This window comes from Adhaeribacter pallidiroseus, from assembly GCF_003340495.1.
GTDB lineage: Bacteria > Bacteroidota > Bacteroidia > Cytophagales > Hymenobacteraceae > Adhaeribacter > Adhaeribacter pallidiroseus.
Map to the genome: position 1 here is coordinate 6,158,172 of NZ_QASA01000001.1, position 23,813 is coordinate 6,181,984.

At 41.6% G+C, this 23,813-nt stretch carries 23 protein-coding genes; 12 read left to right on the plus strand and 11 right to left on the minus strand.

Annotation, left to right across the window (positions count from 1 at the left end):
- The first annotated feature begins 143 nt into the window (after nt 1-143).
- Both AHMF7616_RS24695 and AHMF7616_RS24700 read left to right on the plus strand, forming a co-directional pair.
- Nucleotides 144-530: a methionine-R-sulfoxide reductase gene (locus tag AHMF7616_RS24695; protein ID WP_115375314.1), complete on the plus strand. Its 387-nt coding sequence runs from the start codon at nt 144-146 to the stop codon at nt 528-530.
- Nucleotides 531-698: 168 nt separating this feature from the next.
- Complete coding sequence (locus tag AHMF7616_RS24700) at nt 699-2,552, plus strand: glycoside hydrolase family 2 protein (protein WP_115375315.1); 1,854 nt, start codon at nt 699-701, stop codon at nt 2,550-2,552.
- Between the two features lie 434 nt (nt 2,553-2,986).
- Here AHMF7616_RS24700 and AHMF7616_RS24705 read toward each other — a convergent pair whose 3' ends face one another.
- Complete coding sequence (locus tag AHMF7616_RS24705; protein WP_115375316.1) at nt 2,987-3,280, minus strand: hypothetical protein; 294 nt, start codon at nt 3,278-3,280, stop codon at nt 2,987-2,989.
- A 311-nt stretch (nt 3,281-3,591) separates the two neighbouring features.
- Between AHMF7616_RS24705 and AHMF7616_RS24710 the strand changes: the two genes are divergently transcribed.
- Nucleotides 3,592-3,819: a hypothetical protein gene (locus tag AHMF7616_RS24710; RefSeq protein WP_115375317.1), complete on the plus strand. Its 228-nt coding sequence runs from the start codon at nt 3,592-3,594 to the stop codon at nt 3,817-3,819.
- Nucleotides 3,820-3,982: 163 nt separating this feature from the next.
- On the opposite strand, the gene AHMF7616_RS24715 is transcribed toward AHMF7616_RS24710, so the two are convergent.
- The 4 genes from AHMF7616_RS24715 to AHMF7616_RS24730 all read right to left on the minus strand — a co-directional run bounded on the left by AHMF7616_RS24715 (nt 3,983) and on the right by AHMF7616_RS24730 (nt 10,003).
- Nucleotides 3,983-5,287 (minus strand): NCS2 family permease, encoded by a 1,305-nt coding sequence (locus AHMF7616_RS24715; RefSeq protein ID WP_115375318.1) that lies wholly within the window; start codon nt 5,285-5,287, stop codon nt 3,983-3,985.
- Nucleotides 5,288-5,462: 175 nt separating this feature from the next.
- Entirely contained in the window at nt 5,463-5,726 is a 264-nt protein-coding gene (locus AHMF7616_RS24720; protein ID WP_199474338.1) for a hypothetical protein, read from the minus strand.
- Between the two features lie 480 nt (nt 5,727-6,206).
- Nucleotides 6,207-9,134, minus strand: coding sequence for a T9SS type A sorting domain-containing protein (locus AHMF7616_RS24725; protein WP_115375319.1), 2,928 nt, complete (start codon nt 9,132-9,134; stop codon nt 6,207-6,209).
- A 518-nt stretch (nt 9,135-9,652) separates the two neighbouring features.
- Nucleotides 9,653-10,003, minus strand: coding sequence for a hypothetical protein (locus AHMF7616_RS24730; protein ID WP_115375320.1), 351 nt, complete (start codon nt 10,001-10,003; stop codon nt 9,653-9,655).
- 324 nt (nt 10,004-10,327) lie between these two features.
- Between AHMF7616_RS24730 and AHMF7616_RS24735 the strand changes: the two genes are divergently transcribed.
- On the plus strand, nt 10,328-10,852 hold the full coding sequence (locus AHMF7616_RS24735; protein ID WP_115375321.1) for a ferritin: 525 nt from the start codon (nt 10,328-10,330) through the stop codon (nt 10,850-10,852).
- Between the two features lie 136 nt (nt 10,853-10,988).
- Here AHMF7616_RS24735 and AHMF7616_RS24740 read toward each other — a convergent pair whose 3' ends face one another.
- Together AHMF7616_RS24740 and AHMF7616_RS24745 are read right to left on the minus strand one after the other, a co-directional pair.
- Nucleotides 10,989-11,810 carry a LuxR C-terminal-related transcriptional regulator gene (locus tag AHMF7616_RS24740; protein ID WP_115375322.1) on the minus strand — a complete coding sequence of 274 codons (822 nt, stop codon included), beginning with the start codon at nt 11,808-11,810 and terminating at the stop codon, nt 10,989-10,991.
- A gap of 432 nt (nt 11,811-12,242) precedes the next feature.
- Complete coding sequence (locus tag AHMF7616_RS24745) at nt 12,243-12,590, minus strand: (2Fe-2S) ferredoxin domain-containing protein (protein WP_199474339.1); 348 nt, start codon at nt 12,588-12,590, stop codon at nt 12,243-12,245.
- A gap of 358 nt (nt 12,591-12,948) precedes the next feature.
- On the opposite strand from AHMF7616_RS24745, the gene arfB reads away from it, so the two are divergent.
- On the plus strand, nt 12,949-13,371 hold the full coding sequence (arfB, locus tag AHMF7616_RS24750) for an alternative ribosome rescue aminoacyl-tRNA hydrolase ArfB (protein ID WP_115375323.1): 423 nt from the start codon (nt 12,949-12,951) through the stop codon (nt 13,369-13,371).
- Nucleotides 13,372-13,501: 130 nt separating this feature from the next.
- Here the strand turns inward: arfB and AHMF7616_RS24755 are convergent, their stop codons facing one another.
- Nucleotides 13,502-15,241 (minus strand): amino acid permease, encoded by a 1,740-nt coding sequence (locus tag AHMF7616_RS24755; protein WP_115375324.1) that lies wholly within the window; start codon nt 15,239-15,241, stop codon nt 13,502-13,504.
- 112 nt (nt 15,242-15,353) lie between these two features.
- On the opposite strand from AHMF7616_RS24755, the gene AHMF7616_RS24760 reads away from it, so the two are divergent.
- Nucleotides 15,354-15,752, plus strand: coding sequence for a hypothetical protein (locus AHMF7616_RS24760; RefSeq protein WP_115375325.1), 399 nt, complete (start codon nt 15,354-15,356; stop codon nt 15,750-15,752).
- A 62-nt stretch (nt 15,753-15,814) separates the two neighbouring features.
- Here AHMF7616_RS24760 and AHMF7616_RS24765 read toward each other — a convergent pair whose 3' ends face one another.
- Nucleotides 15,815-16,996: a sensor histidine kinase gene (locus tag AHMF7616_RS24765; protein ID WP_115375326.1), complete on the minus strand. Its 1,182-nt coding sequence runs from the start codon at nt 16,994-16,996 to the stop codon at nt 15,815-15,817.
- 255 nt (nt 16,997-17,251) lie between these two features.
- Between AHMF7616_RS24765 and hemA the strand changes: the two genes are divergently transcribed.
- The 3 genes from hemA (at nt 17,252) to AHMF7616_RS24780 (ending at nt 20,087) form a co-directional block, all read left to right on the plus strand.
- Entirely contained in the window at nt 17,252-18,529 is a 1,278-nt protein-coding gene (gene hemA, locus AHMF7616_RS24770; RefSeq protein WP_115375327.1) for a glutamyl-tRNA reductase, read from the plus strand.
- A 641-nt stretch (nt 18,530-19,170) separates the two neighbouring features.
- Nucleotides 19,171-19,797: a TM2 domain-containing protein gene (locus tag AHMF7616_RS24775; protein WP_115375328.1), complete on the plus strand. Its 627-nt coding sequence runs from the start codon at nt 19,171-19,173 to the stop codon at nt 19,795-19,797.
- A gap of 11 nt (nt 19,798-19,808) precedes the next feature.
- Nucleotides 19,809-20,087, plus strand: coding sequence for a DUF2752 domain-containing protein (locus tag AHMF7616_RS24780; RefSeq protein ID WP_115375329.1), 279 nt, complete (start codon nt 19,809-19,811; stop codon nt 20,085-20,087).
- A gap of 61 nt (nt 20,088-20,148) precedes the next feature.
- Here the strand turns inward: AHMF7616_RS24780 and AHMF7616_RS24785 are convergent, their stop codons facing one another.
- Nucleotides 20,149-20,457, minus strand: a complete 309-nt coding sequence (locus tag AHMF7616_RS24785; RefSeq protein ID WP_106929154.1) for an ArsR/SmtB family transcription factor — start codon at nt 20,455-20,457, stop codon at nt 20,149-20,151.
- Nucleotides 20,458-20,590: 133 nt separating this feature from the next.
- Between AHMF7616_RS24785 and AHMF7616_RS24790 the strand changes: the two genes are divergently transcribed.
- The 3 genes from AHMF7616_RS24790 (at nt 20,591) to AHMF7616_RS26235 (ending at nt 22,374) form a co-directional block, all read left to right on the plus strand.
- On the plus strand, nt 20,591-21,679 hold the full coding sequence (locus AHMF7616_RS24790; RefSeq protein ID WP_115375330.1) for an anhydro-N-acetylmuramic acid kinase: 1,089 nt from the start codon (nt 20,591-20,593) through the stop codon (nt 21,677-21,679).
- 14 nt (nt 21,680-21,693) lie between these two features.
- Nucleotides 21,694-22,023 carry a hypothetical protein gene (locus AHMF7616_RS24795; RefSeq protein WP_147275786.1) on the plus strand — a complete coding sequence of 110 codons (330 nt, stop codon included), beginning with the start codon at nt 21,694-21,696 and terminating at the stop codon, nt 22,021-22,023.
- 93 nt (nt 22,024-22,116) lie between these two features.
- Entirely contained in the window at nt 22,117-22,374 is a 258-nt protein-coding gene (locus AHMF7616_RS26235; RefSeq protein ID WP_147275787.1) for a hypothetical protein, read from the plus strand.
- 130 nt (nt 22,375-22,504) lie between these two features.
- Here the strand turns inward: AHMF7616_RS26235 and AHMF7616_RS24800 are convergent, their stop codons facing one another.
- Nucleotides 22,505-23,773: a PepSY-associated TM helix domain-containing protein gene (locus tag AHMF7616_RS24800; RefSeq protein ID WP_115375332.1), complete on the minus strand. Its 1,269-nt coding sequence runs from the start codon at nt 23,771-23,773 to the stop codon at nt 22,505-22,507.
- Between the last annotated feature and the right edge of the window lie 40 nt (nt 23,774-23,813).

Sequence of the window (23,813 nt, forward strand, 5' to 3'; positions counted from 1 at the left end):
TGAGTAATTTAATCTTATTCCTAAAAACTGTTTGTTCCTGACCGCGTTTCTTAAACAAACAAATAGCCTTATGTACTTTTGCAAACTAACTTATATTTTAGATTGTTTATGAAGTAGCAAGCTTGCTTCAAATTTAAAAAAACATGGATAACACAAATAAAACTACTAGTTATAATAAACTTTCTCCCGAAGAAGAACGGGTGCTGGTATACAAAGGCACCGAAATGCCCTTTACTGGTAAATATTACCAGCACAAACAGCCCGGTACCTATGTTTGCCGACGTTGCAATGCACCGCTTTACCGCTCCGCTGATAAGTTTGATTCGCATTGCGGCTGGCCCAGCTTCGATGATGAAATTCCGGGAGCGGTAGAACGGGTGTTAGACGCCGACGGCTACCGCGAAGAAATTGTGTGCGCTAATTGCAAAGCGCACTTAGGGCACGTGTTTGAGGGCGAACGGTTTACCCCCAAAAACACCCGGCACTGCGTAAATTCCATTTCCATGAATTTTATTCCGGAACCACAGTAATTAACAACAAAATTTTAAAAAAGGATGGCTACTAGCCATCCTTTTTTGTTGATATACTGGTTTACGTATTTCTCATGTCTTTTACCTGTTTATTTAAGATCAATCGATCGGGGCAAAATATATCTCTGCAGCCTGCTTCTTCGTACGGATTTTAAGACCTAAGCACCTATGACTGTTCCTAATCCTAATTTCGGTATTTCTAAAAGTTTAGCTGTTATCCCGGCACTAGAAGAATTTAAAAATCCATTACCCCGTGTCGTTTTGCGGCCAAATACCTATCTGCTCCTCGATGGCGAATGGCAGTTTTGTTACGACCCCGATGACCAAGGCTTACAGGAAAACTGGCAGACGGGCCATTATTGCAAGCAAACTGCTCAATGGCCGGGTAGCGTAGAAATGCATTTAGCCGCCGCCAAAGGACAAAAAGATCCGGTTATCTGGCAGGATAAAGTAGTCGTTTGGTACGAACGGGAATTTCATAAACCCGAACGAAACGGCGATTTAACTCCGGCCATGTTTCAACTAACGTTTGGAGCGTGTGGCTACGAAACCCGCGTGTGGCTCAATGGCCGCCCGTTGCGTACCATCGAAGGAGAAGACGTGCATTACGGAGAATACAGTTCTTTTTCCTACGAAATAGAAGAAGCCGATCTTTTGCCTGTTAACCGACTTACGGTGCGCATTGCCGATAACATGGATGCCGAAATACCGCGCGGCAAACAAGAATCGCACGTGTACAAGCGGGGTGGCATTTGGTACCAGACCAACACGGGCGCCGTACGCAGCGTTTGGATCGAAACCGTTGAACGTAACCGGCTGCGGTCCCGGATAGGCGTTGTAAGTGTGGTGGAAGATTTTCTGGTGCGTTTTAATTTTACTACCCGAATCCACGATCCGGGCCTGTATACCCTGCGGCTTAAGGTATTTTCTCCGGAAAAGAATTCGGAGCCACTGGCTACCTCCGACTTTATTTTGCCTTTAGAAGCTGGCCAGAAACAGCAGCGGGTAGTTATGGAACTGCCCGATGCGAAACTATGGTCCCCGGAATCGCCTAATCTGTACTGCGTGGTAGCGCAGTTAATTGATGAGAACGGCTACGAAGCCGAAATAGAAGCCCAGTTTGGCCTGCGCAAAATTGAATCGCGGGGCCGCTACGTGTACCTGAATAACGAGCCGATTTACCTCGATGGCATTTTGTACCAACCCGGCACTGCTACCTACGAAGAAATGCAGCGGCACTTTTATGCCATGAAAGCTTTAGGTTGCAACTTAGTGCGTGTGCACATTGCCGGAGTGGATCCGCGCATATATAACCTTGCCGATGAGATCGGACTGTTGTTGTGGGTAGAAGTACCCAGCCCGCATAGTTCTACGGCGCTAAGTCGCCAGAATCACCGCGCCGAATTGCTGCGCATGCTGGCTTTATTAGAAACCAACCCTTCCGTTATTATTTGGAGTTTGTACAACGAAGACTGGGGCGCCCAAGATATTGCTACCAACCCCGAAACCCGGCAGTACATCGTCGAGATGTATCATTATTTATTAATTAATCATCCGCAATTCTTGGTGGTAGATAACGATGGCTGGCAGCATATTTCTCTGGAAGGTAAACTAAAATCGGATTTACTCACGGCCCACCTGTACACGCCCGATTTAAACCGCTGGCGCGATTTGCTCGATCGTTTAACGAACGGGGAAACCGAAGGAGTGGCTGCTTTTCCATTGGTGGTGGGCGACCCGTTTTTTTACCGCCGCCAGGTGCCGTTAGTCGTAAGCGAGTGGGGCGGCTTTGGCTTTCCGGATTACGGTGGCCCCAAAGATGCCGAAGAACGTACCGAGCGTATCCGGCAGTTTAAAGACGAATTACGCCGTCGGCCCATTGCCGGCGATGTCTATACCCAGGCTACCAACATTGAAAATGAACGCAATGGTTTGATTGATGCGCATACCGGTGAGTTAAGTGTACCACTTGGTTTATTATCATCTTCCGTTACTTTAAAGGTACAAGGAGCAACCGAGTAATTTAAAAATAACAGGTTTAAAGAACTTAGAATTAAAATAATAAGATTAAAACACTCAGCTAAATGCAATTTGAACAAAACTGATTTTTAAATTTTATAATCTTCCGGTAAGCATTGCGTATAGAGTGGTTTGATTTTACATTGGTAATAAGCTGCTTCGCAATTGTTGAATCGCATATGTATAATGCTAGTTTAGTAGTTGCATTTATCAACCAAGCAGGCTTTTTATATCTTTGAGTGTAAAGGAAAAATATAATTTTTAAATATACCAGTTAATTGGTTGTTTTGTAAAGAATTGGTCACTTATCTTTTTATGCTGGTTCATAAATTTATTGGAGAAGATATAGTAGTAAAATTATTACCAAAAATAAAAACCCTTTTGGTTTAACCAAAAGGGTTTCGTACTAAGCCAATAAGATTTCCAGGGAGAGGGTGTTACGCGGCTTTTCTAGTGTTGTTTTTAAAGCTTTCAACCGGTCCAAAATTAGCCTGCTGAATAGTTTTGCCTCTTTTGGTCAGGTGAATTTCAACCGGAGCCATCAGCTTAGTAATGTCGGAATTAACAACTTTACTATAGAACTCAGTGGCTTCCTGCGAAGCACCTTTGCCAAAAGAATGACGGGATTGATTCTTGTTTACGGGCATTCCTGGAATGATCTGGTAATTCGTGCAAACTACTTCGTAAGAAGGTAAAAATGGATTGATAACTTTGCGTAGTAACTTTTTCATGGAATGATGCTATTTTGTTTAGATGTATATAAGGTTGTTTATTGTAACTGCTTATTTGATTGCCTTGTAAAATTAATAATTAAGTAATTCTTCGCAATAAGCGCAGGAGTATATCATTCTATTATCGGTAGTCTCTTGCTTAGGTGCTTTGGTATAATTGGAAAAGTACAAAATTATTAGTTAATGGGAATTCGTTAGTGAAGCCAGGAAGTAACCTTTAATCTATTTTTTTAAATTTTAATAAAACTTCTAAGTCTTATTTACGCTACTAGTATCTGAAATCAATCAAACTAAAAATTATATTTTGCTATATGAGCCAGAATGATGCAAATCCAGATAATATCCCAAGTCCTGATTTCCAGAAAGAAGGAGAACAAGTAACGGGCGGTTCCGAAGGGAATCAAACTGAAAATGCGGAAACCTCGTCGGATGACCAAGAAACTGATCAAGAAGAATACACGCCTTCCACCGAAACTACTAAAGAAGAAATGACCGGCTATAATGAGCTGCCTGATCAGGAAAAAGTGGGTGGGGCGTAACAAAATTTTAAAAATTATTTGTTAAAGAGCCACGCAACAGCCTGATTGTTCCAGGAGGATTGGTTTGTAGCGCCTGGAACAATGTTTTAATTAATGCTTTTAACTAAGTTTCGAGTAGATGAGTACTTGGCAGGGTATCATGTTTTGCTCTTGCAGACTGTTTTTAGGCTAAAATTAAAGCTATTATACAAAAGGCATCTATAATCAGTAAAGCTCCGCTTACGTCTGAATGGTGACCGGTTGTTAATTTTAAAAAAGTCCAGGAGAGAAATCCCCAGATGATACCTTGCGTAATAGAATAGGTAAACGGTATCAAAACCATAGCCAAAAAAGCCGGTATGGCTTCGTGAAGTTGCAGCCAGTTAATTTTAGTGATTGGCCTAATCATGAAAACACCTGCCAGTACCAAAGCGGGAGCAGTAGCAATTGCCGGAATAACCGATAATAATGGCGCCAAGAATAAAAAAGGCAAAAACAACAAGGCGCTAACTACAGCTGTTAACCCGGTACGGCCACCCGCCTCAATCCCAACCGCCGATTCGATATAAGCCGTACCCGGACTAGAGCCTACCAATCCGGCCAGCGTGGTGGCTACGGCATCCGTTAATAAAGCGCGTTTTACGTGGCGCGGTTCCCCATTTTCATCTAATAAATCAGCGGCTTCGGCTAAGCCTACTAAAGTAGATAAGCTGTCGAACAAATCGGTGAATACAAACGAGAAAATTACCGGCACTACAGCCCATTGCCAGGAATTTACCAAATCTAAACGCAGCAGTAAACTAAAATCCGGAGCCGCAGCTATTCCTTTAAAGTTTACCAGGGTAACTCCGGGGTCGCTCCACCAACGTCCTAAGGGGTAAGCCGCCAAAGTAGTAAACAAAATGCCAAGTAAAATAGCGCCGGGTACCCGACGAGTTACCAATAATGCCGTTAATAACAAGCCCGCTAAGAACGTGAGTAGGGTAGCATTTAACGGGCCTACCCCCAAAATAGTGGCCGGATTAGCCACGATAAACCGGGCATTTGTAAAACCAATTAAGGTAATAAACAAACCAATGCCCGCGGCAATGGCGTATCGTAAGGGCTTCGGAATAGCTTTTATAATTAAAGTGCGAATGTTAAAGGCGGAAAGTAGCAGAAAAATAATCCCCGACCAGCATACTGCACCTAAAGCTACGGGCCAAGGAACTTTCAGGCCCAGTACCGCTGAATAAGTGAAGAAAGCGTTCAAGCCCATTCCGGGAGCCACCAAGATCGGGTTACGCGCAAAAAGCCCCATCATTAAACTGCTGAAAAAGCATACTAATATTGTAGCCGTTAGTACCCCAGCGAAAGGCATTCCGGTCTGACTTAAAATGCTGGGATTGACCACAATAATATAAGAGGTTGCCAGAAAAGACGAGATTCCCGCTATTATTTCGGTAGATAAGTTGGTTCCGTTTAGAGCAAGTTGAAAGGAGTAACGCATTGCCGAATGTTTCTATTTATTAATTGGTATTAGAAAGAACGCAATAAAAATTAAAGTTAGCCAGGGTAATTAATTGGTGATGTAAATAGGTATAAGTGTATTTATAATTATGTGAAGTAATTAGGACTTAAAACAATAAACGCTTCCTTTTTTGGGAAGCATTTACTTAAAATATTTAAAAAAATGGCTTACTTTTTCTTCTTGCCTTTACCGGAAACATCTGTATTTCTAATAACAGTACCGGAGCTACGCTTTTTTGCTGACCGGGCGCAAAGGCTTTGGCAGATTGCTGTCCGTATACCTTTTTAGCTTGACCCGGCGGTAATGTTCCGGCCGTTTGAGGAGATCCAGTACGATGGGCAACCGTTGTTTTACAGCCGAAAGCGATCAGGCTTACTACTAGAAATGCAAAAATTTTAATTAATAGTTTTTGATACATATTATTTTATAGAGTTGGAAAACGGATTTTCTACTTACACTATTAAGTTTTTTAAATATTGGCAATTCTAGTGCCATCAAAGAGCTGAAAGAATATGGTTGCCTTTGGTCAGGGGTGCTACCACGCGTAGTATAAGTGCCGTATTCCCAATAAGAGAGGATTTATTTAAATGTACAAAGGCTTAATTGCGAAGGCAAAACCAACTCCACATATAAGCCTATTCGGGTAGTGCTTTTATATTTTACTTAGTTAACCTATAGCAGCTTATTAATACGAACTCCAATAATGACTTTGGTGCTATTCTGGAAATGCCCGAAATAAGTTTCTTTTATCTGTTTTCTCCATAATCTAAATACTTTGGAACATTTCGTATAGCATGCAAAAAAGTATTGGATTATAGCTGGCTAATGAAGCGCCCAAATTAACAAAACAGCCGGCCATATTACTTGTGACCGGCTGTTTTAAAGCTGCAAGAGAATTTTATCGGGAAAGTAGCAGTTTCTGGAATTTTACCTGTTTAGCTGTTTGCAGGCGCAGAATATACATACCGGCGGGTACTTTAGCTTGCGGTTGCCAGGGTAGTTCATATACTTTGCCGGCTTGTGCTTCACCGCTAAATAAAGGAGCAATTTCTTGACCTTGCTGATCGAAAATTTGTAAAACTACTTGCTGGGTATGTGGTACTGAAAACTGTAAAGTTAGCTTATCCGGGAATGGATTTGGAAAAGCCTTTAGCATTACGGAAGAACCTGGTAAGAGCAATGCTGGTAATTCAATACCTACGGCGGTAGCCGCTAATTTTACTAACCAGTAATCGGCATTGCCCCAACTGGGCTGTTTTTTATCGCCGCTAACTCCGGAAGTAGAGCGCCCTCCCAAAATTAAACCACCTTCCCGGGTAGTTAAAGCGGTGCGAAGTTCATCAAACCCGTTCCCTCCAAAGCGATAGTTCCATTGCGGCACGCCGGTACTGTCGGTTTTAATAACCCAGTAATCGCTATTGCCCCGGCTATTTTGCGTTTTATCACCTCCTCTACCGGAAAAGGAAGTTCCCCCTAGCACAAAACCGCCATCCCGGGTGCTGGTAAGCGATCGTAGTTCCTCTTTGCCCCGGCCTCCAAAAGTTTTATCCCAAATTTTTGCGCCGGTATTATCTATTTTTACCAACCAATAATCCTGATTACCTCGGGTAGCTTCTGTTTTGTTGCCGCTGCTGCCCGAACTACTATAGCCAGCCAGTAGGAAGTCGCCGGCGGCGGTACTGGCCAGGGCAAAAAGATTATCTGGTTCATTACCCCCAAAACGCGTGTTCCAGAGCGGTTCCCCGGCACTATTTACTTTTATTACCCAGTAATCGGAACCCCCTTGGCTGCCTTGGGTTTTATCGCCTGTCCTGCCGGAATTAGAGGTGCCTCCTAATAAAAAGCTACCATCAGGGTTTAAAATAAAATCTTCTAAAAAGTCGTTGGAACTGCCACCGTAACGCCGATCCCAAATTTTCTGTCCCAGATTGTTTATTTGTAAGATCCAGTAATCCTGGCCACCTTGGTTATTTTGGCTTTTATCGCCGCTTACCGGCGAATTACTGGAACCGCCCAGCAGATACCCCCCGGTAGGTAGCAGCTGAACTTTCCGTAAATCTTCAGAACCACTGCCGCCAAAACGGCGATCCCAGATAATATCGCCTTTATAATCTACCTGGATAACCCAAAAATCTCGGCTACCTTGGCTACCTTCTGTTTTATCCCCGCTTATACCTGACTCGGAACTGCCTCCTAATAAATACCGGCCATCCGGAATTTCAACTAGGCTATTCAGGTAATCGTTACCGGTACCACCATAGGTTTTTTCCCAAAGTATATTACCTTCATCATCTGTTTTTATGACCCAGTAATCATAACCACCTTGCCGGGCTTGCGCTTTATCCCCGGTTTTACTCGAAAGCGAATAACCCCCGAGCAGGTAACCGCCATCCAGCGTTTGAATTACCTGGGTTAAATTATCCTGGTCAGTTCCGCCATAACGTTGGTTCCAGGTAATTAAATCAGGCTCTACATCTTCTTTTACTTTTAAAACCCAGTAGTCTATCTCACCTTTTATACCATCGGTTTTATCGATGCCGTTACTTAAAGCAGAATACCCTCCTAATAAATAGCTGCCATCGGTGGAAAGCGTAACAGTAGTTAGGAAATCGTAGCCATTGCCACCATAAGGACTATCCCACTGAAAAGTACCGTTATTATCCAGTTTTACTAATCTATAATCGTCGCCGCGGTTGTTACCTTGGCTATCCGCTGCGTAAAAGCCATTGGTACCCAATAAATATCCGCCGTCCCGCGTAGCTATTACATCTTCGAGCTCTTTCCCTTCTTGTAAAAAGCTGCTCACATTTTTCTGATACAGTTGGATTCCGTTTTCATTTATTTTAAGCAGATAGTTACTGCCAGCGAACAAATAATTGCCATCGGGCGTGGTTACAAAGGCTTTTAAGGGCGAGTTAAAAGGTTTGTAAAAAGTTTTGTTCCAGAGCTGCTCGCCGTTTACATCTATCTTTAAGGCGTTAAAATTGCGGGTTTGCACCGTAAACCGGGTACCATCTTTTTCATATATTACTGAGTCTACTTCGCCAGCCAGTAAATAGCCTCCATCGGAAGTAGTCACTACATTACTGAGATATTCCAGATTGCTGCTGCCATACGTTTTGTCCCATTGTACCGCACCGGTACTATCTAATTTTATTACCCAGTAATCGTTGTTGTTATTACCAGCTTGCGTTTTATTACCGCCTGCCCCGGAATTAGAACTGCCGGCAAGCAGATAGCCACCGTCCGGGGTAGTTACCATGGCTTTTAACTGATCGTAATTATTGCCGCCCAGGGTTTTATCCCAAATTTTATTGCCCGTGCTATCTAGTTTTATTACCCAATAATCGTAGCCGCCTTTGCTGGCTTCACTTTTATCGTTACCAGCCGGAGAATCAGAAGATCCTCCTACCAAATAACCACCATCAAGTGTAGAAATGGCGCCAAAAAGCTCTTCCTGACCGGTGCCGCCCAGTACTTGGTCCCACTGTTTAGTGCCTTCGGCATTAGTTTTTACGAGCCAATAGTCAAATTTGCCTATCCGACCCTGGGTTTTATCTAAACCGATGCTGGCGTTGGATTTACCACCTAGTAAATGGCCTCCATCCGATGTGTTTATAATAGCTTCCAGTTGCGAGCGGCCGTAATTACTAGCCGTTGTGGTATCTTGATCGGCACGCCCCCCGAAAGTTTTTTCCCAGAGAATGCTTTGGGCCAATACCGGGCGCGAGGAACTTAATACGATAAAGATTACTAGTAGGAACTGCGGCCAGCTAAAAAGCAAAAAGCAACACAAGGGTTTTGGAACAGGGTATTTGTTTTCCATACGTAAGTTTACCGGTTTATGCACGAATTCAAATTTACTTTATTAACCATTATAAGCGTTCCTGGCAATTGCCCGATGGCTCTTAAGAGCAGGCTTTACCAGTAACTTAATGAACAAGCTTAGGAGTAAGTAGATAGAAATATAGGAAGTGCAATCTAGTATTATTTTCAGAAGAAATCCTAGTTTAAATTTACTTTCATTACTTTTCCCTAATCCAATTGTAATAAATGAATTAATTGTTTTATCAATAAGAAAATAGAGGTAAATACGGAAAATTAGTAGCGCTGGATTGTTAAAAATTCGCTAAAAATCTAAGAATGTTAGCCTAAATTATTTAATCCGGAAGAGAATGCCGTAGTAAAAGCCAGAAGGTACACGCCTACTGTGCCAAAAAAGGGAATAAATGCAAAAGAGTACAGCTAAGAAGATACAGTAAATTTATTAATTAAGTGTGGCTAAGCTGGCGAAATTTTCCTAGAATCAGGATAAATTTAAAAAAGTACGACTTAAAAGATAAATTAAATAGCCATAGCGTGCAAGCTCTCAAAAAGCATACTGTTTAACTCAATCATTACTTTAGCTCCTTGCATTAATTCCCGGAATTGCAACACATCCGTGAGCGTTAATACAAAACAACGCTCCGAGCGGTGCGGCATTAAAACAACCACGTCGGCAGTACGATTGGTATTTTGCACCATTTCGCTCACATTAATGATTTCGAGCTGCTTTTTGAGTAATTTAAAATCAGATAAAGTGAAAGGAGAGAAACCTCCGGCAAATTCAATCCAGTAACAATTGCGGCGATTGCACTGGTAAACAGCTCCTTGCGTGGTCCGGAATATTTCAATCAGATTGGTTTTCGTACCCATATTGCCTCTACCGGCCTGCTCTGAAGTAACCGGATTAATACAAATGTAAGATCTGTTTAGAATTAGTCCAAATAAATAAAGCAGAATCTTTTACTTTCTTTTATTAAGCGCCACTCATAAATCTAACAACAACTTTTTTAAATTTTAAATAGTGAGCCAAGTATTAGTTCCAGGCTTATAACTACTTGGGTAGTAATTTTTTATTTAGATTAAATATGTATTTGGTGAAAAATAAAGCTTGCTTAAACTATTTTTGAAATATTCAGTTACATTTAAGTCAGGGACTTTTGTAGGTACCTGTATTTTTTAGAAATTAAAATAATTATGAAAGACTTACTAAGACTTAGAACGTCACTTTCCGAAGAAATAGAAAAGCTCCTGAACGAGCAGATAAAAGTAGAAGCGCATTCCTCCGCTATTTATTTGGCCATGTCGTCGTGGTGCAACCGAAACGGTTTTGATTACAGTGCGGGTTATTTCCAGAAACAATCCGGCGAAGAGCGGGAGCACATGCTCAAGCTGTTTAATTTTGTGAACGATATGGGTGGCCAAGCGCTGTCGCCGGAAGTAGTAAATATTCCCCAGGATTTTGAATCGTTCCGGACGGTGTTTGAACAAGCGCTGCAACAAGAAATTTACGTTACGCAGCAGTTTAACCGTATGGCCGACGCTTGTTTCCGGAGCAAGGATTTTATGACTTTCCAGTTTTTGCAATGGTTCTTAAAAGAACAGATTGAAGAAGAATACGTGGCTCGCCGCGCCTTAGAATTATTTGAGGTAATTGGCGAAGAAGGTACCGGCCGCTACGAAATAGACAAAGCCGTACCTAAAATTAAGTACGATAACTAAGCTAATTTTTTATAGCTAGTAATAAAAAGCCTGCTTCATAGCCTGAGAAGCAGGCTTTTTTATGAGCCTCTACGAGCTAACGCTATTAAGGTAATTACCCGGTAAGGGTATACTATAACGTAACAAACTAAATTTTTTAAATTAAGCCGTGGCAAACAGCAAACTGAATAAGGCCGCTGGTGTTTTTGGTATGGGTTTTTTCGATAATATTCTGGCGATGGGTGTTTACCGTGTGAAAACTAATAAAAAGTTTATCGGCAATAAATTTACTGTTGTAGCCGTCCGCGATTAATTTTACAATTTCCTTTTCGCGTTTACTCAGCGTTACCTGGGGTCTTAAGTAGTCATCATTGGCGGTGCAAAAAAAGCAGGTATCATCTTCGGTGCAAATAACCGAGGCCATGCTGTCGTCCGTTTTTTTCCAATGCGTAATATCAGATCCTACGCCGAGTAAATGCGTGATGTTGCCTTTACGATCGAGTTGTAAAATGGTGTTTTGCTCCAAAATGCGTACGATACTGCCATCGGGTTTAACAATGCGGTAGTCACCGCTAAATTTATATTTTTGGCGCTCCGATACAGGTAGTGTTACTAAAAAATCCCAGATGATTTTAACTAGTTTGGCCGTTTTGGGTAAATCGCTGGGGTGCATAATCTGCGATATAAACGGCACCCCTCTTTCAAAAAAATAATGTGTTTCATAGCCTAATATCTGTTTTACATTGCTGCTGATAAAAGTATACTGCATGGTGCGCATATCCATAATCCAGGTTAAACAGGCCCCCAGATTTAAAAAAGTTTGTAAAATGGGGTTGCTCTGAATAAAGTCGTCGTAATTAATCCGCACGTCGTCGTACGATTGGTTTTTCCATTTCTGCAGCAGTTCGTTAAAATCATCCGGTTGACGGGGGTGTTCAACGGTAGAATTTACCAGAGAATCGTTGATTATTGTTTTCATCGGGAGTGGAGCGAGAAAAAGGCTATACAAGTTTAAACGGTACTATCTTAAATAGAACAGGGAGTAAAAGTACCACGAGAGTACACCGGATAAGAAACCAGGAAAGAGGAGCGATGAGTAAAATCCGAAGCAATTATACCGTTAAGAACAGTATATTACTTAGCCGTAATCTTATTACCAGAAAAGTAATGGCTATTAGTTACTAAAAAAATGCCAGCAACTAAAAATCGGAACGACAATGACTGAAGAGAAAGTGGTAACTGTTGTAACAGGTAAAGTCGCCTTAAAAAGTTTCCATCGCGCTTTACCGTATTACGGGTGAATATACTAATTATATTTAGAATAGCAGATTTAAATCATAAATTATCTTCTAAAAACAATAAGTTATATTACTGCTGGAAGCGCTCTGGTTTTAAAGGCTGAAGCTTGTTTTTAAATTTGATCCTGGTTCGTATCTAAAGAGAAAGAAGTATTAGAGTTGGCACTTGGCTGCGGTTGCAGGTATTGCCGAAAGAGTTGTGGAACCTGGTACTCCGCTACCTGGTGCAGCCAAACGTTTTGCGGTTGAAAGCTGAGTACGGGCGCAAAATCACAACGATCGGTGCAATCGGTTTTTATAATTTCAACGGTATTTTTCAAGCCGGCGCTCTTGGCCTGGTCCCGGAAAAGTTTACATAATTCTTTCCCGCCGCGTTTTTTACATTTGCTGCCGGTGCAAATGTAAATTACCTGATTGGGTACGTTAAAAGGTTTGCTCATAGAAAAGTTAAATAAACTCATGCAAAAGCGCGTTTAAGAACCGCAGTTTTATAACCGTATTTTTTTAATTTTGTTGCCTAAATTCCTTTATCGTTTTACCAGAATGATTTTCTTGAAAAACTACACTGGTAATTCCAGTATTATAATTACGGCAAACCACGTAAGAATAGCCAAACAAAACGCCGTAGACTGCCCTAAATTTAAAAATTATTGGCTTTTTAAAGTCAAATCACCGTTTAGCCTCGGGCTGATGTTGTACAGGTATTTTTTTTAATAATGTGTGAGGAGACGTTTGTAAGTACCGGTTTTTTTGTAGTAACGGCGGATAGGTTTGGTATCTACTTGTTACTTTTGCCCTTAGTTTGCGTACTTGCCTTACATGATAGTAACCAGTAAACACCGTGATTTTTATCCGGAATTTATTTTTCAGGTTTCACGAAGTGGCGGGCCGGGTGGTCAGAATGTAAACAAAGTTGCCACCAAAGTAGAACTACGTTTTCCGGTGGCAGCATCGATGTTGCTGACGCCCGAAGAAAAAGCAGTACTGCTGGAGAAACTAGCCAGCCGCATTACCAACGAGGGTTATTTACAGATTATTTGTCAAACGGAGCGCAGTCAGTTAGCCAATAAAGAAGCTTGCGTGAAAAAGTTTTACGAATTGCTGCAAAAAGCTTTTACGCGCCTTAAACCCCGCCAAGCCACTAAACCCAGTAAAGCCATTAAAGAGCAACGTTTACAGAGCAAAAAATACCAGGCCGATAAAAAAGCCACGCGCACGAAGTTAAAGCCCAACGATATATAAAAAATACGGCTCTTAACAAGTAAGCTCGGTAAGGTGGTACTTCGGCGAAATAGGTTTATTTAATCCGTTGATTTTACGGATCTTTGTCTAATAAAATATGAGCTAAGTAACGAACCCCTAATAACAAAAATTACTTGTTTTGATAAAGTTTGCTATGCCGGTAGCTGTAGCTAAAGTAAATAATCAACCCTAAGGCCAGCCACAATAGAAACCTACTCCAGTTGGTAATTCCTAACTCTGTCATCAGGTATAAGTTAGTGAGCAAACCCAGAACCGGAATCAACGATAGGTTTCGGGTAAAAGCGTAGTATGCCAATACTAAACAAACCACCAGGAAGCCATACATCGGTAAGCGGTGTTTTACTACGTCCCAGCCAGAATTAATACCATCGCCTAAACTAAAAAATTGCTTCACCCCGGGCGCATTAAAGTATAAAGCTAATACCAGGCCCAGCAGCAATAACAACGGCAGTACAAACTTGGAATTGTAATAAGGCACCCGGAAACCTTTGGTACCCGGCAAACGGGCTTGATCGTGATCAATGAGTAAAATACCCCCGCAAACCAGCACAAACGCGAACAAGGTACCAATGCTGGTTAAATCGGTTACTTCGGTTAAGTTCATAAACAAAGCCGGAATACCTACGGCCATGCCCGAAACAATAGTAGCAAAAGAAGGGGTTTTGAATTTAGGGTGAATTCTAGAAAATGCCTGGGGCAAAAGTCCATCCCGGCTCATCGACATCCAGATACGCGGCTGCCCAATCTGAAAAACCAGTAAAACGCTGGTCATGGCGATTACGGCGCTAAAAGCCACAATGCCCGAGATAATATTTAAATTTAAGCGCTCAAATACATAAGCCAGCGGATCGCCGATACCCAGTTCGGTATAAGGCACCATACCGGTTAAAACCAAAGTAATGGTTACGTACAAAATGGTACAAATTACCAAGGCGTAAATCATAGCTTTAGGTAAGTCGTGCTGCGGATCTTTGCATTCTTCGGCGGTTGTAGAAATAGCATCGAAACCGATGTACGCGAAAAATACCGCCGAAACGCCTTTTAAAACGCCGCTAATTCCGTTGGGCGCAAAAGGACTCCAGTTAGCTGGTTGCACGTAAAAAGCACCTACCACAATTACCATTAATATTACTAACAACTTAAGCAGTACCAATAAGTTAGCCGTTTGCTTGGATTCTTTAATGCCAACGTATACCAGGTAAGTAATAACCATGGTAATAAACAAAGCCGGAAGATCCGCTATTACCCGCATGGAGCCCAAGTGGGGTGCTTGCTGCCAGGCCGCGTAAGCATCCTGCACGGTAGGGGTGGCATCGGCTAAGGTTTTTCCTTGAGCCAGCAGCTCCGTAGCGGCGGTATGGCCGCGGGCAGCCGATAAGTAATCCATGGTGAGATACATGGGCATTTTTACGCCAAAACCGCTTAAAAACGAGGTTAGATAATCCGACCACGAAATAGCGACGGCAATATTGCCAATACAGTATTCCATTAATAAATCCCAGCCAATAATCCAGGCAATTAACTCCCCGAAAGAAGTATACGCGTAGGTATAGGCACTGCCCGATACCGGTACGGTAGAAGCAAACTGCGCGTAACACATCGCCGAAAAAGCACAGGCAAGCGCCGTAAACACAAATAAAAGCGATACCGCCGGACCACCGGCCGCACTGGCATTGCCAATAGTACTAAAAATGCCGGCGCCAATAACGGCCGCAATGCCCAAGGCCGTTAAATCGCGTAAAGTCAGGTTGCGAACTAATCCACCGGTGGTATGCAGGGCTTCCGTGCGGTCAAACTCAGCAACAATAGCGGCTATATCTTTTTTGCGAAAAAGATTTCGTAGATTCATAATAAGTAAGTATGCGCGAAAAATACAAAATATTTAGGTAGTAGTGGCAAAACTAGTATCTTGCTCAGTAACTAAATGGTACTTTTTTAAAATTTACTTCAAGCTTTGTTGCATGAATCCAGATCTTATTTTTAAAAAATTACGCTTATTCCCGCATCAGCAGAAATTGATTGTGAATGCACCGGCGGCATTTTCGGCTTTGCTGGCGAATATGCCGCACGATACCCAGATAACCCCCGAAATTATGGGATCTTACGATTTTATCGCGGTATTTGGAAGTAATAAGCAAGAACTGGAACAACACCTGCGGTTTGTTGCCGGCGCTGGCACCTACGATGGTTTGTTCTGGGTGTGTTATCCCAAAGGCACCGGCAAAATTAAAAGCGATTTAAAAAGAGAGGTAATCCGGACCTTGGTAGATCAAATAGCGCTGCAATGCGTTACCCAGATTGCCATTGATGAAACCTGGTCTGCTTTACGCGCCCGGCCAGCCGCCGCGGTAGGCAAGTAATTTTAAATTTTAACCTGTATAACAACCTTAAAATTATAGGTAATACGTAGGTGACTTTAAATTTACCGGTTAAGCATTACCCGGAACATGGTGCCCTTACCCAGTTCGGACCATTTTACGTATAATTTACCCTGGTGATAGTTCTCGATGATGCGCTTGGCTAAAGCCAGACCTAAACCCCATCCCCGTTTTTTGGTAGTGTAACCGGGTAAAAACACGTCTTTCAGTTTACTTTTCGGAATGCCTTTGCCCGTATCTTTAATATCGATGGCTACATTGCTTTTATTTTTGCCGGCAAAGGAAAGGCGCACATCAATGCTGCCTTTGCCTTCCATGGCATCAATGGCGTTTTTGCAAATGTTCTCGATTACCCATTCAAACAACGGAATATTTACTTTAGCTGGCGTATCAACCGGAAAATCAGCTTTAATCGTAAAATCCACTTTCTTAGAAACCCGGTTGCGCAGGTAGCTAATAGCATTTTCCGTGACACGCAGAATATTCTCGTCTTTTAAAGCCGGAACCGAGCCAATATTGCTAAAGCGTTCCGTGATAATTTCGAGTCGCCGTACATCTTTGCCCAGTTCTTCCACAATAGGCTCGTTCTGGAAAGTAGGACTGGCTTTTAAATACTCGTACCAAGCCATTAAGGAAGAAAGCGGTGTGCCTAACTGGTGCGCAGTTTCCTTCGCCAAACCTACCCAAACCCGGTTTTGCTCGGCTTTGCGCGAATAGCTAAAAGCGAAATAAGCCATTAAAGAGAAGCACGCAATAACCGTTAACTGCACGTACGGGTAATAGCGCAATTGCGAGAGTACGGCTGAATCTTTGTAAAAAATATAACTTTTGGTGTTGCCGCCATAATCTACCATAATAGGGCTATGTTGCTCCTTCATGATTTCGAGTTCGCGGCGCAGTAACTCTTGTTTGCGCTTTTCCGAAATATTTTTGGAGAACGGTATATTCCGGGATGATTGTACATTTAATTGGGCATCCGTTAAAATTACCGGTATGGTTTTATTTGCTTCGATAATTTCGGAATAAATAAAAACCATGTTTTCATCCGATTTAGTGTCGATGGTGAATTGTAATCCTCTGGCATACAGGCCTATAAGTTGTTTTTCGCGATCCGATAATTTGCTTACCAGAAAATTGCTGTACAATACCGAAGCGGCTCCGATTAACAAGGCAATTACAATAATTACTAACTTTAATCTGGTTTTTTTGGAATAAATTGGTAGCATTTTGTGTTAATATAACAGCACGCTCTATTACAGTTATGGTATTAACTTATAGCTAAATAAAATAATGTGCGGTTTATAAACGAAAGTTACTGGTAAAACAGATGCTTATTTAAAAAAATATTTAGCAGAGGCAACGTTTACTACCAATAACTCCGTTACAATTTAAAATGATTATAAATAAACTTGGTTTTTACCTACATAGTTTTATTTTTATAAACCGCAATGTAATTTTGCGGGCTAGTTCGTACCTCTATCATGCTTCAAAACTTTAAAGCAGTAACGTTATCGTATAAAAAGGCACCGTTGGATATCCGCGAGCTGATTGCTTTAGACGAGAATTCCTGTAAGCAATTTTTGCAGACCCTGAAGGAATATATTCAGGCTTCTGACTTGCTTATCTTATCTACTTGTAACCGGACCGAGATTTATTATACTTCTGATACGGATTACAGTGCCGAAATTGTCAAGCTTTTGGGTATTTCCAAGAACATGACCAATATAGCGCAATACCTGGATTATTTTACCATTATTAATAGCCACGTCGATGCGGTGCAGCATTTATTTGAAGTAGCCATGGGTTTGGATGCGCAGGTAGTGGGCGATATTCAGATTTCTAACCAGGTAAAACAGGCTTATCAATGGTCCGCGGATAATGGTACCGCCGGGCCGTTCTTACACCGGTTGTTGCATACCATCTTCTTTACCAATAAGCGCGTAGTGCAGGAAACTTCTTTCCGCGACGGGGCAGCTTCTACTTCTTACGCTGCTATTGAATTAGTAGAAGAATTAACCGCCGACATTGCTGATCCGAAAATACTGGTGGTGGGTTTAGGCGAAATCGGCGCCGATGTTTGCCGGAATTTAAAAGAATCAGCGGCGTTTACCAATATTACCATTACCAACCGCACCGATTCGAAAGCTCAATTGCTGGCTAATGAGTGCCAGTTGCCGGTATTGCCCTTTGAAGATATTGTTCAGGGTTTAAAAGAAGCGGACGTAATTATTTCTTCGATTGCCCGCGATACCCCGTTCTTTACCACCGAAATGGTTAAGCGGTTAAACGTATTATCGTATAAGTTTTTTATTGATTTAGCGGTGCCCCGTAGTATTGAAGCGGAGGTAGAAAACATACCCGGCGTTTTGGTGTACAACATTGATACCATTCAAAACAAAGCTTCGAAGGCATTGGAACTCCGTTTGGCCGCTATTCCGCGAGTGCGCGAAATTATTGCTGAATCTATCGAACAGTTTAATGATTGGTCGAAAGAAATGCTAGTTTCGCCTACTATTCATAAATTAAAAAATGCTTTAGAAAGTATCCGGCAAGAAGAAATGGCCCGCCATTTAAAAAAGCTAAGTCCCGAAGAAAGCCGGCGCGTGGATGAAATTACCAAATCCATGATGCAGAAGATTATTAAGCTACCCGTGTTGCAGTTAAAAGCCGCTTGTAAACGGGGCGAAGCCGAAACATTAATTGATGTATTAAATGATTTATTTGATTTAGAAAAACAGCCCGAAGAACACCAGGGCTAGAATGTAAATAACCAATAAGCTTTAGCTTACAAACAAAAAGCGGCCTGTATCATGTACAGGCCGCTTTTTGTTTGTTAATTTTTTAAAATTAAACTTAGTTAGTAATACCACCATCATCGGTTTACCGGCTCATAGCTAATTATTATATAATTTTACCACTTGCTTCTTTCATATAACGCTCCTACAACATTTTACTATTTTTAATAAATTGTGCTTGATTACTCATGAGCCAATTTGGTAGTTCCTGCCTTAGTAAAATTTAAAAAAACGTTGTATATAGGCACGTAAATTCAATTTATTTAACTAAAACAAAATTTCTCTTTGAGTTAAGATTGATTTTTTTAAGATTTTAACTACTAACGGTTAAAATCTTAATTTGCATTATGCTCAAAATAAAATTTTCCTATATTTGAAAACACATGAACAAATAAAGGAATACGCCTATGCCAACAAAATAACTCTTTCACTTTTACCTACCTCCTGGTTCTAGTTAGTAACAGCTCTTAAACCTGATGTTGTCATTAATAGAGTCGTTTTTACAATCCCGTTCTTCCTTACTTTCTTTAAATGCCTCTTTTCAGAAGCACCCGATACATTTGTGTTTTTTAAAATAAACATTTAAACCAAATTAAATCTTTCCTATGAAACTTAAATTTTTATTCAGCCATTTAGTTGCGGTACTTTTGTTAACTGCCTGTGCCCGCGAAACTTATTATTTTCCCAAAGTAGGCGATCCGTACGGTAGTCATTATAAGAAAAAAGCGCCCGTTGCTGCCAGTAATGAGAGCCAGGAAAAAGCAGTTACTGCTGCCGATTTGCTAACACAATCAACTCGGGCAAAAGAAGTAGCAGCGTTAGTGGCTTCTACCCACCACATAACTACAACTACGGCAAAAGCTAAAATACAACCGCTTAAAACCATTGCGGGCGCAAAGAAGATTACCAAGATAGCGCAGTTAAAAGCCGCGTTAAAAGTTAAAAAAGACGTAAAAGCCATTATCAAAGCTGCCGAGAAAAAAGAAAAAGCAACTGTTCCCGCCGATGCAGCCGAAACTGGAAAGAGCCAGTTAATTGCGGCTATATTAGCTTTTTTTGTAGGAGCATTGGGTATTCACCGTTTTTATTTAGGTTATACCGGTATTGGTATTGCGCAGATATTAACCTTAGGTGGCTGTGGCATTTGGGCCCTGATCGATCTGATCCGGATTTTGATGGGTGATTTAAAGCCGAAAGGTGGCGAATATTCCGAAACGCTGGATGATTTATAATTTTTAAAAAAATGTTGTCGTACGTTAAGATCACGGGGTATATTTTGGTGCCGGTTATATTGCTACTGTTACCAGCTAATCAGTTCGATACCGGTACTTCGCTTTGTTTAAGTAAGCTTTTATTAGATAGAGCTTGTTATGGCTGTGGCATGGCCCGGGCCATTATGCACCTGATTCACCTGGATTTTAGCGCGGCGTTTACTTATAATAAATTATCGTTTATTGTTTTTCCCTTATTGGCTTATTTATGGGGACAATCCTTTTTACAAGAAGTAGCCAAGCACCGGTAAGAAATAAAATAAAAAAGGATTGCGGTAAGCAATCCTTTTTTATTTTAAGCTAGTAGTTTCATTAAATATCGGTGCAGCATTCTTCCAGGCAATCAATCACATCTATCAACTTGGGAATTGACAGCGAGTAATAGATTTTAGTGCCTACTTTAAAAGAAGATAACACTCCTTTATCTTTTAAGGTAATTAAATGCTGAGAAGCAATGGCCTGCGGTAAATCCAAATATTTATAAATTTCCGTAACCGTCATCTTCTCTTCTTTCCCTAAAAGATCCACTATCGCAAGGCGCTTCGGATGGGCTAACACCTTGAGCATCGAGGCCGCTTTGTCTATTTTTTTAGACTCCACTCTCGATAACAAATTTCTCATACTCATAATTAAAAAAATTAAAACAAGTTCCTACATACAACACACAATTTTACACATCAATGGGATTCAAGTGCATCTGAACACGGGCTCTACAATATGCTTCGTATTTACAAAAAAAGTCTACCTTTAACGTATGAATACTTACCATGTTATCGGGCTCATGTCGGGCACCTCTCTGGATGGAGTCGACTTAGCATACTGCATATTTACGAAAAAAAATCAAAATTGGATATATAAAATATATTATACTGCTACTTTACCATATACTTTTTTTTGGAAACAGCGTTTAAATGCCCTAATGGCTGTTTCTGCCGAAAAATTTATTTTAGCTGATCACCAGTACGGAACGTATTTGGGCCACGCGGTAAGGGAGTTCGTTAGTAAAAACGGGATTACCCCGGACTTTATTGCCTCGCACGGGCATACCATTTTTCACCAGCCCAGTCAGCATATTGGCTACCAATTAGGCAATGGCGCTTACCTGGCAGCGGCGGCTCAACTACCCGTAGTCTGCGATTTCCGGACCCTCGATATGGCGCTTGGCGGCCAGGGAGCGCCGCTGGTTCCTATTGGCGATCAATTACTGTTTGGCGATTACGATTGTTGTTTAAATTTAGGAGGTATTGCTAATATCTCGGTACCCGGCCCAACCGGCCGAATTGCTTTTGATACCGGGGCCTGCAACATGTTACTGAACGCTTTGGTAAGCCAAATTGATTTACCTTTTGATGAGGATGGCCGGTTAGCGCGGCAAGGGAAAGTACAAATAATGTTATTGGATCAGCTCAATGCTTCCGATTATTTTAACGCTCCTCATCCAAAGTCATTGGGCAAGGAATGGGTAGATGCCCATACATTACAATACTTACTTGTTGCTAGTTGTTCTATACCGGATAAACTGCAAACGGCCTGTCAGCATATTGCTTATCATATTGCAAACAGTATCAAGAAAGTATTGCCGGGTACCGCATCGCGGCGTGTGTTAACCACGGGTGGGGGAGCCTTTAATTCTTATTTAATCGAGCTTATTCAGCAAGATTTAGGAAATGAATTTACAATGGTAGTACCGGAACCAGAATTAGTAAGTTTTAAGGAGGCGCTGATTTTCGCCTTTTTAGGGGTTCTCCGCTGGCGCCAGGAACCTAATTGTTTAAGCAGTGTTACCGGCGCCCCGCACGATAACGTAGGTGGCGCTATTTATTGGGGAAGTAATACTAAGTAGTTATCTGTTTAAATATGCGACTACTACTAACAATGATTGGTGTTTGCGTAAGTTTGGTGGCAAAGGCTCAAGCAAATTCATCTCAAAATTTTCGGTTTGGCTTTAAAGTAACGCCCACTCAGTTTTTAGTGGGAGAAAAAGCCCTGATTACAGAATTTAAATTTTCTAAAAATTATAGTTCCGAGTTAAAGTTAGGTTGGTTTAAAGGGCCAAGAAAAGAATATTCCCTTTGGGACTCTAGAAACACCTATGCATCGGGCTTCATAAGCCAAGTTGGTATAAAAAAATATATAAGTTTTTCTGCTATTGAATATCAGAATCTTTATCGACTGATGTACGTGTAGCTTCTGGGTTTGTATAAATCATCGTCCTATGAAAAACTACGTTACGTCGAATCCGGATATAGTAGTGCTTATTATTCTCTGGAATCTCAAAACGTGAATACTTATGGTGTTAAAATATTATGGGGAGTAGAAAGCCAACTTTCTAAGTTACTATTTAATGAAGCGTATATTGGTTTGGGTTACCGGGTGCGTAGTATTGACCGGATTATTTATGAAGAAGGGTATGGCTCTAGCGCTTGGACTGATACTACTTACCCGTTGAAGAAACACGAAAATAACGCTTATTTTTCACCTCAAATCGGTGTTAGCATTGGTATCCTTCTGGCCAAAAAAACAGCTGTTCGGAAATAAGTAGCAGCCGTAAAAACAAGATTGTTTTAAAGTAAAGTAGTAAAGTACATCCGTTGTTTAAGGAAAAAATTTTAAATTTTTACTTCAAACCCGAATCTAGTTTTAACTCTTTTTATTAAGATGCTTTTTATTACCGCGCTTGAGCAAACGCTCTTTTCTGGCTTTTTTTCTTATTCTTGCGCAAGCGGTTAATCCACATAATTACGCCGGTGATCGGGAAGGTAAAGCCGGCTAAGCAAGAGATAAAGGCAATAATACGCCCCGGTAAACCGCCGATCGAACCCACGTGCACCGGGTAAAACGTACTCCGAATCCGTTGTCCCAGGTTTTTATCGGCAAAGGCTATTTGGCCTAATTGATTACCGGAATACTGATCGATAAATAGCTGACTGGTGGCGCGCTCATGGGCCGCATTAGCGGGCATTACCATTACCATAAACGCATCTTCAGCTTCGCGCGGACGATTAAATTGATAGAACTCCGCATTCGGTATTTGCTGCTGAGCGGTAGCAAAAGCCTGATCAAACGTAATGGGTTTAGCGCCTTCTTTTACCTGCGAAACGGGTGGTTCGGGTTGGTCTTTAGTTGTATTGGTAAGGGTGTAAATGCCATCGTTAAACCACTCAAACGACCAGGCCAAACCGGTAAAGGCAAACACAAATAAAAACAGAGCGGTATAAAAACCAATTACAATGTGCCAGTCGTGGTTAATGCGTTTCCAGCCGGCATTCCATTTAACGGTGAGGCGCTGCTGCAAAATTTTCTTGTTTTTGGGCCACCACAAAATAATACCGGTTATTAAAATAAACAGAAATACCACGGTGCTCACGCCCACAATAAGCTTTCCGGGCTCCTGCACTAATAACCAACGGTGCAACTCAAACATATTCCGGAAGAAAGCATTTTTTTGGGTGGAGGTAGCAATTAACTGCCCGGTGTAGGGATTTATAAAAGCCACATTGCCGGGCCGTCCCCCGCCACCTTTACCACCTTTGCCCGGACCACCGTGGCCTCCTTTTTCACCTTTGTCAGCACCTGCGGCACCGCCTTTCTCTTCGGCTTTATGCTCGCGGTTTTCCGATCCTTTGTGTTCACCTTTATCGCCATCTTTACCTGCAGGTTTTTCATCGGAGTAGCTTAACTCTACGGTACGGGTAGGATCGCTGTAAACTTTTACCCCGGCTACTTTTATACCCGGTTTGGCTTGGTTAAAATTGGTCAGCAGTTGTTCCAGAGGCAAGCGCTGGGTACCGGGGGTTACTTGGTACCGGTCCGGGTAAATGGCTTGCATCATTTCTTTCTCAAAAACCATGGTTGCTCCCGTAAAGCAAACTAAGCCGATAACCAATCCGCAGGCCAAGCTCAGGTATAAGTGGATAGACCGGAAGAAATTTTTCATTTTGATTAAGCTATTTTGGAATTCCAGTGAAACAGCCAAG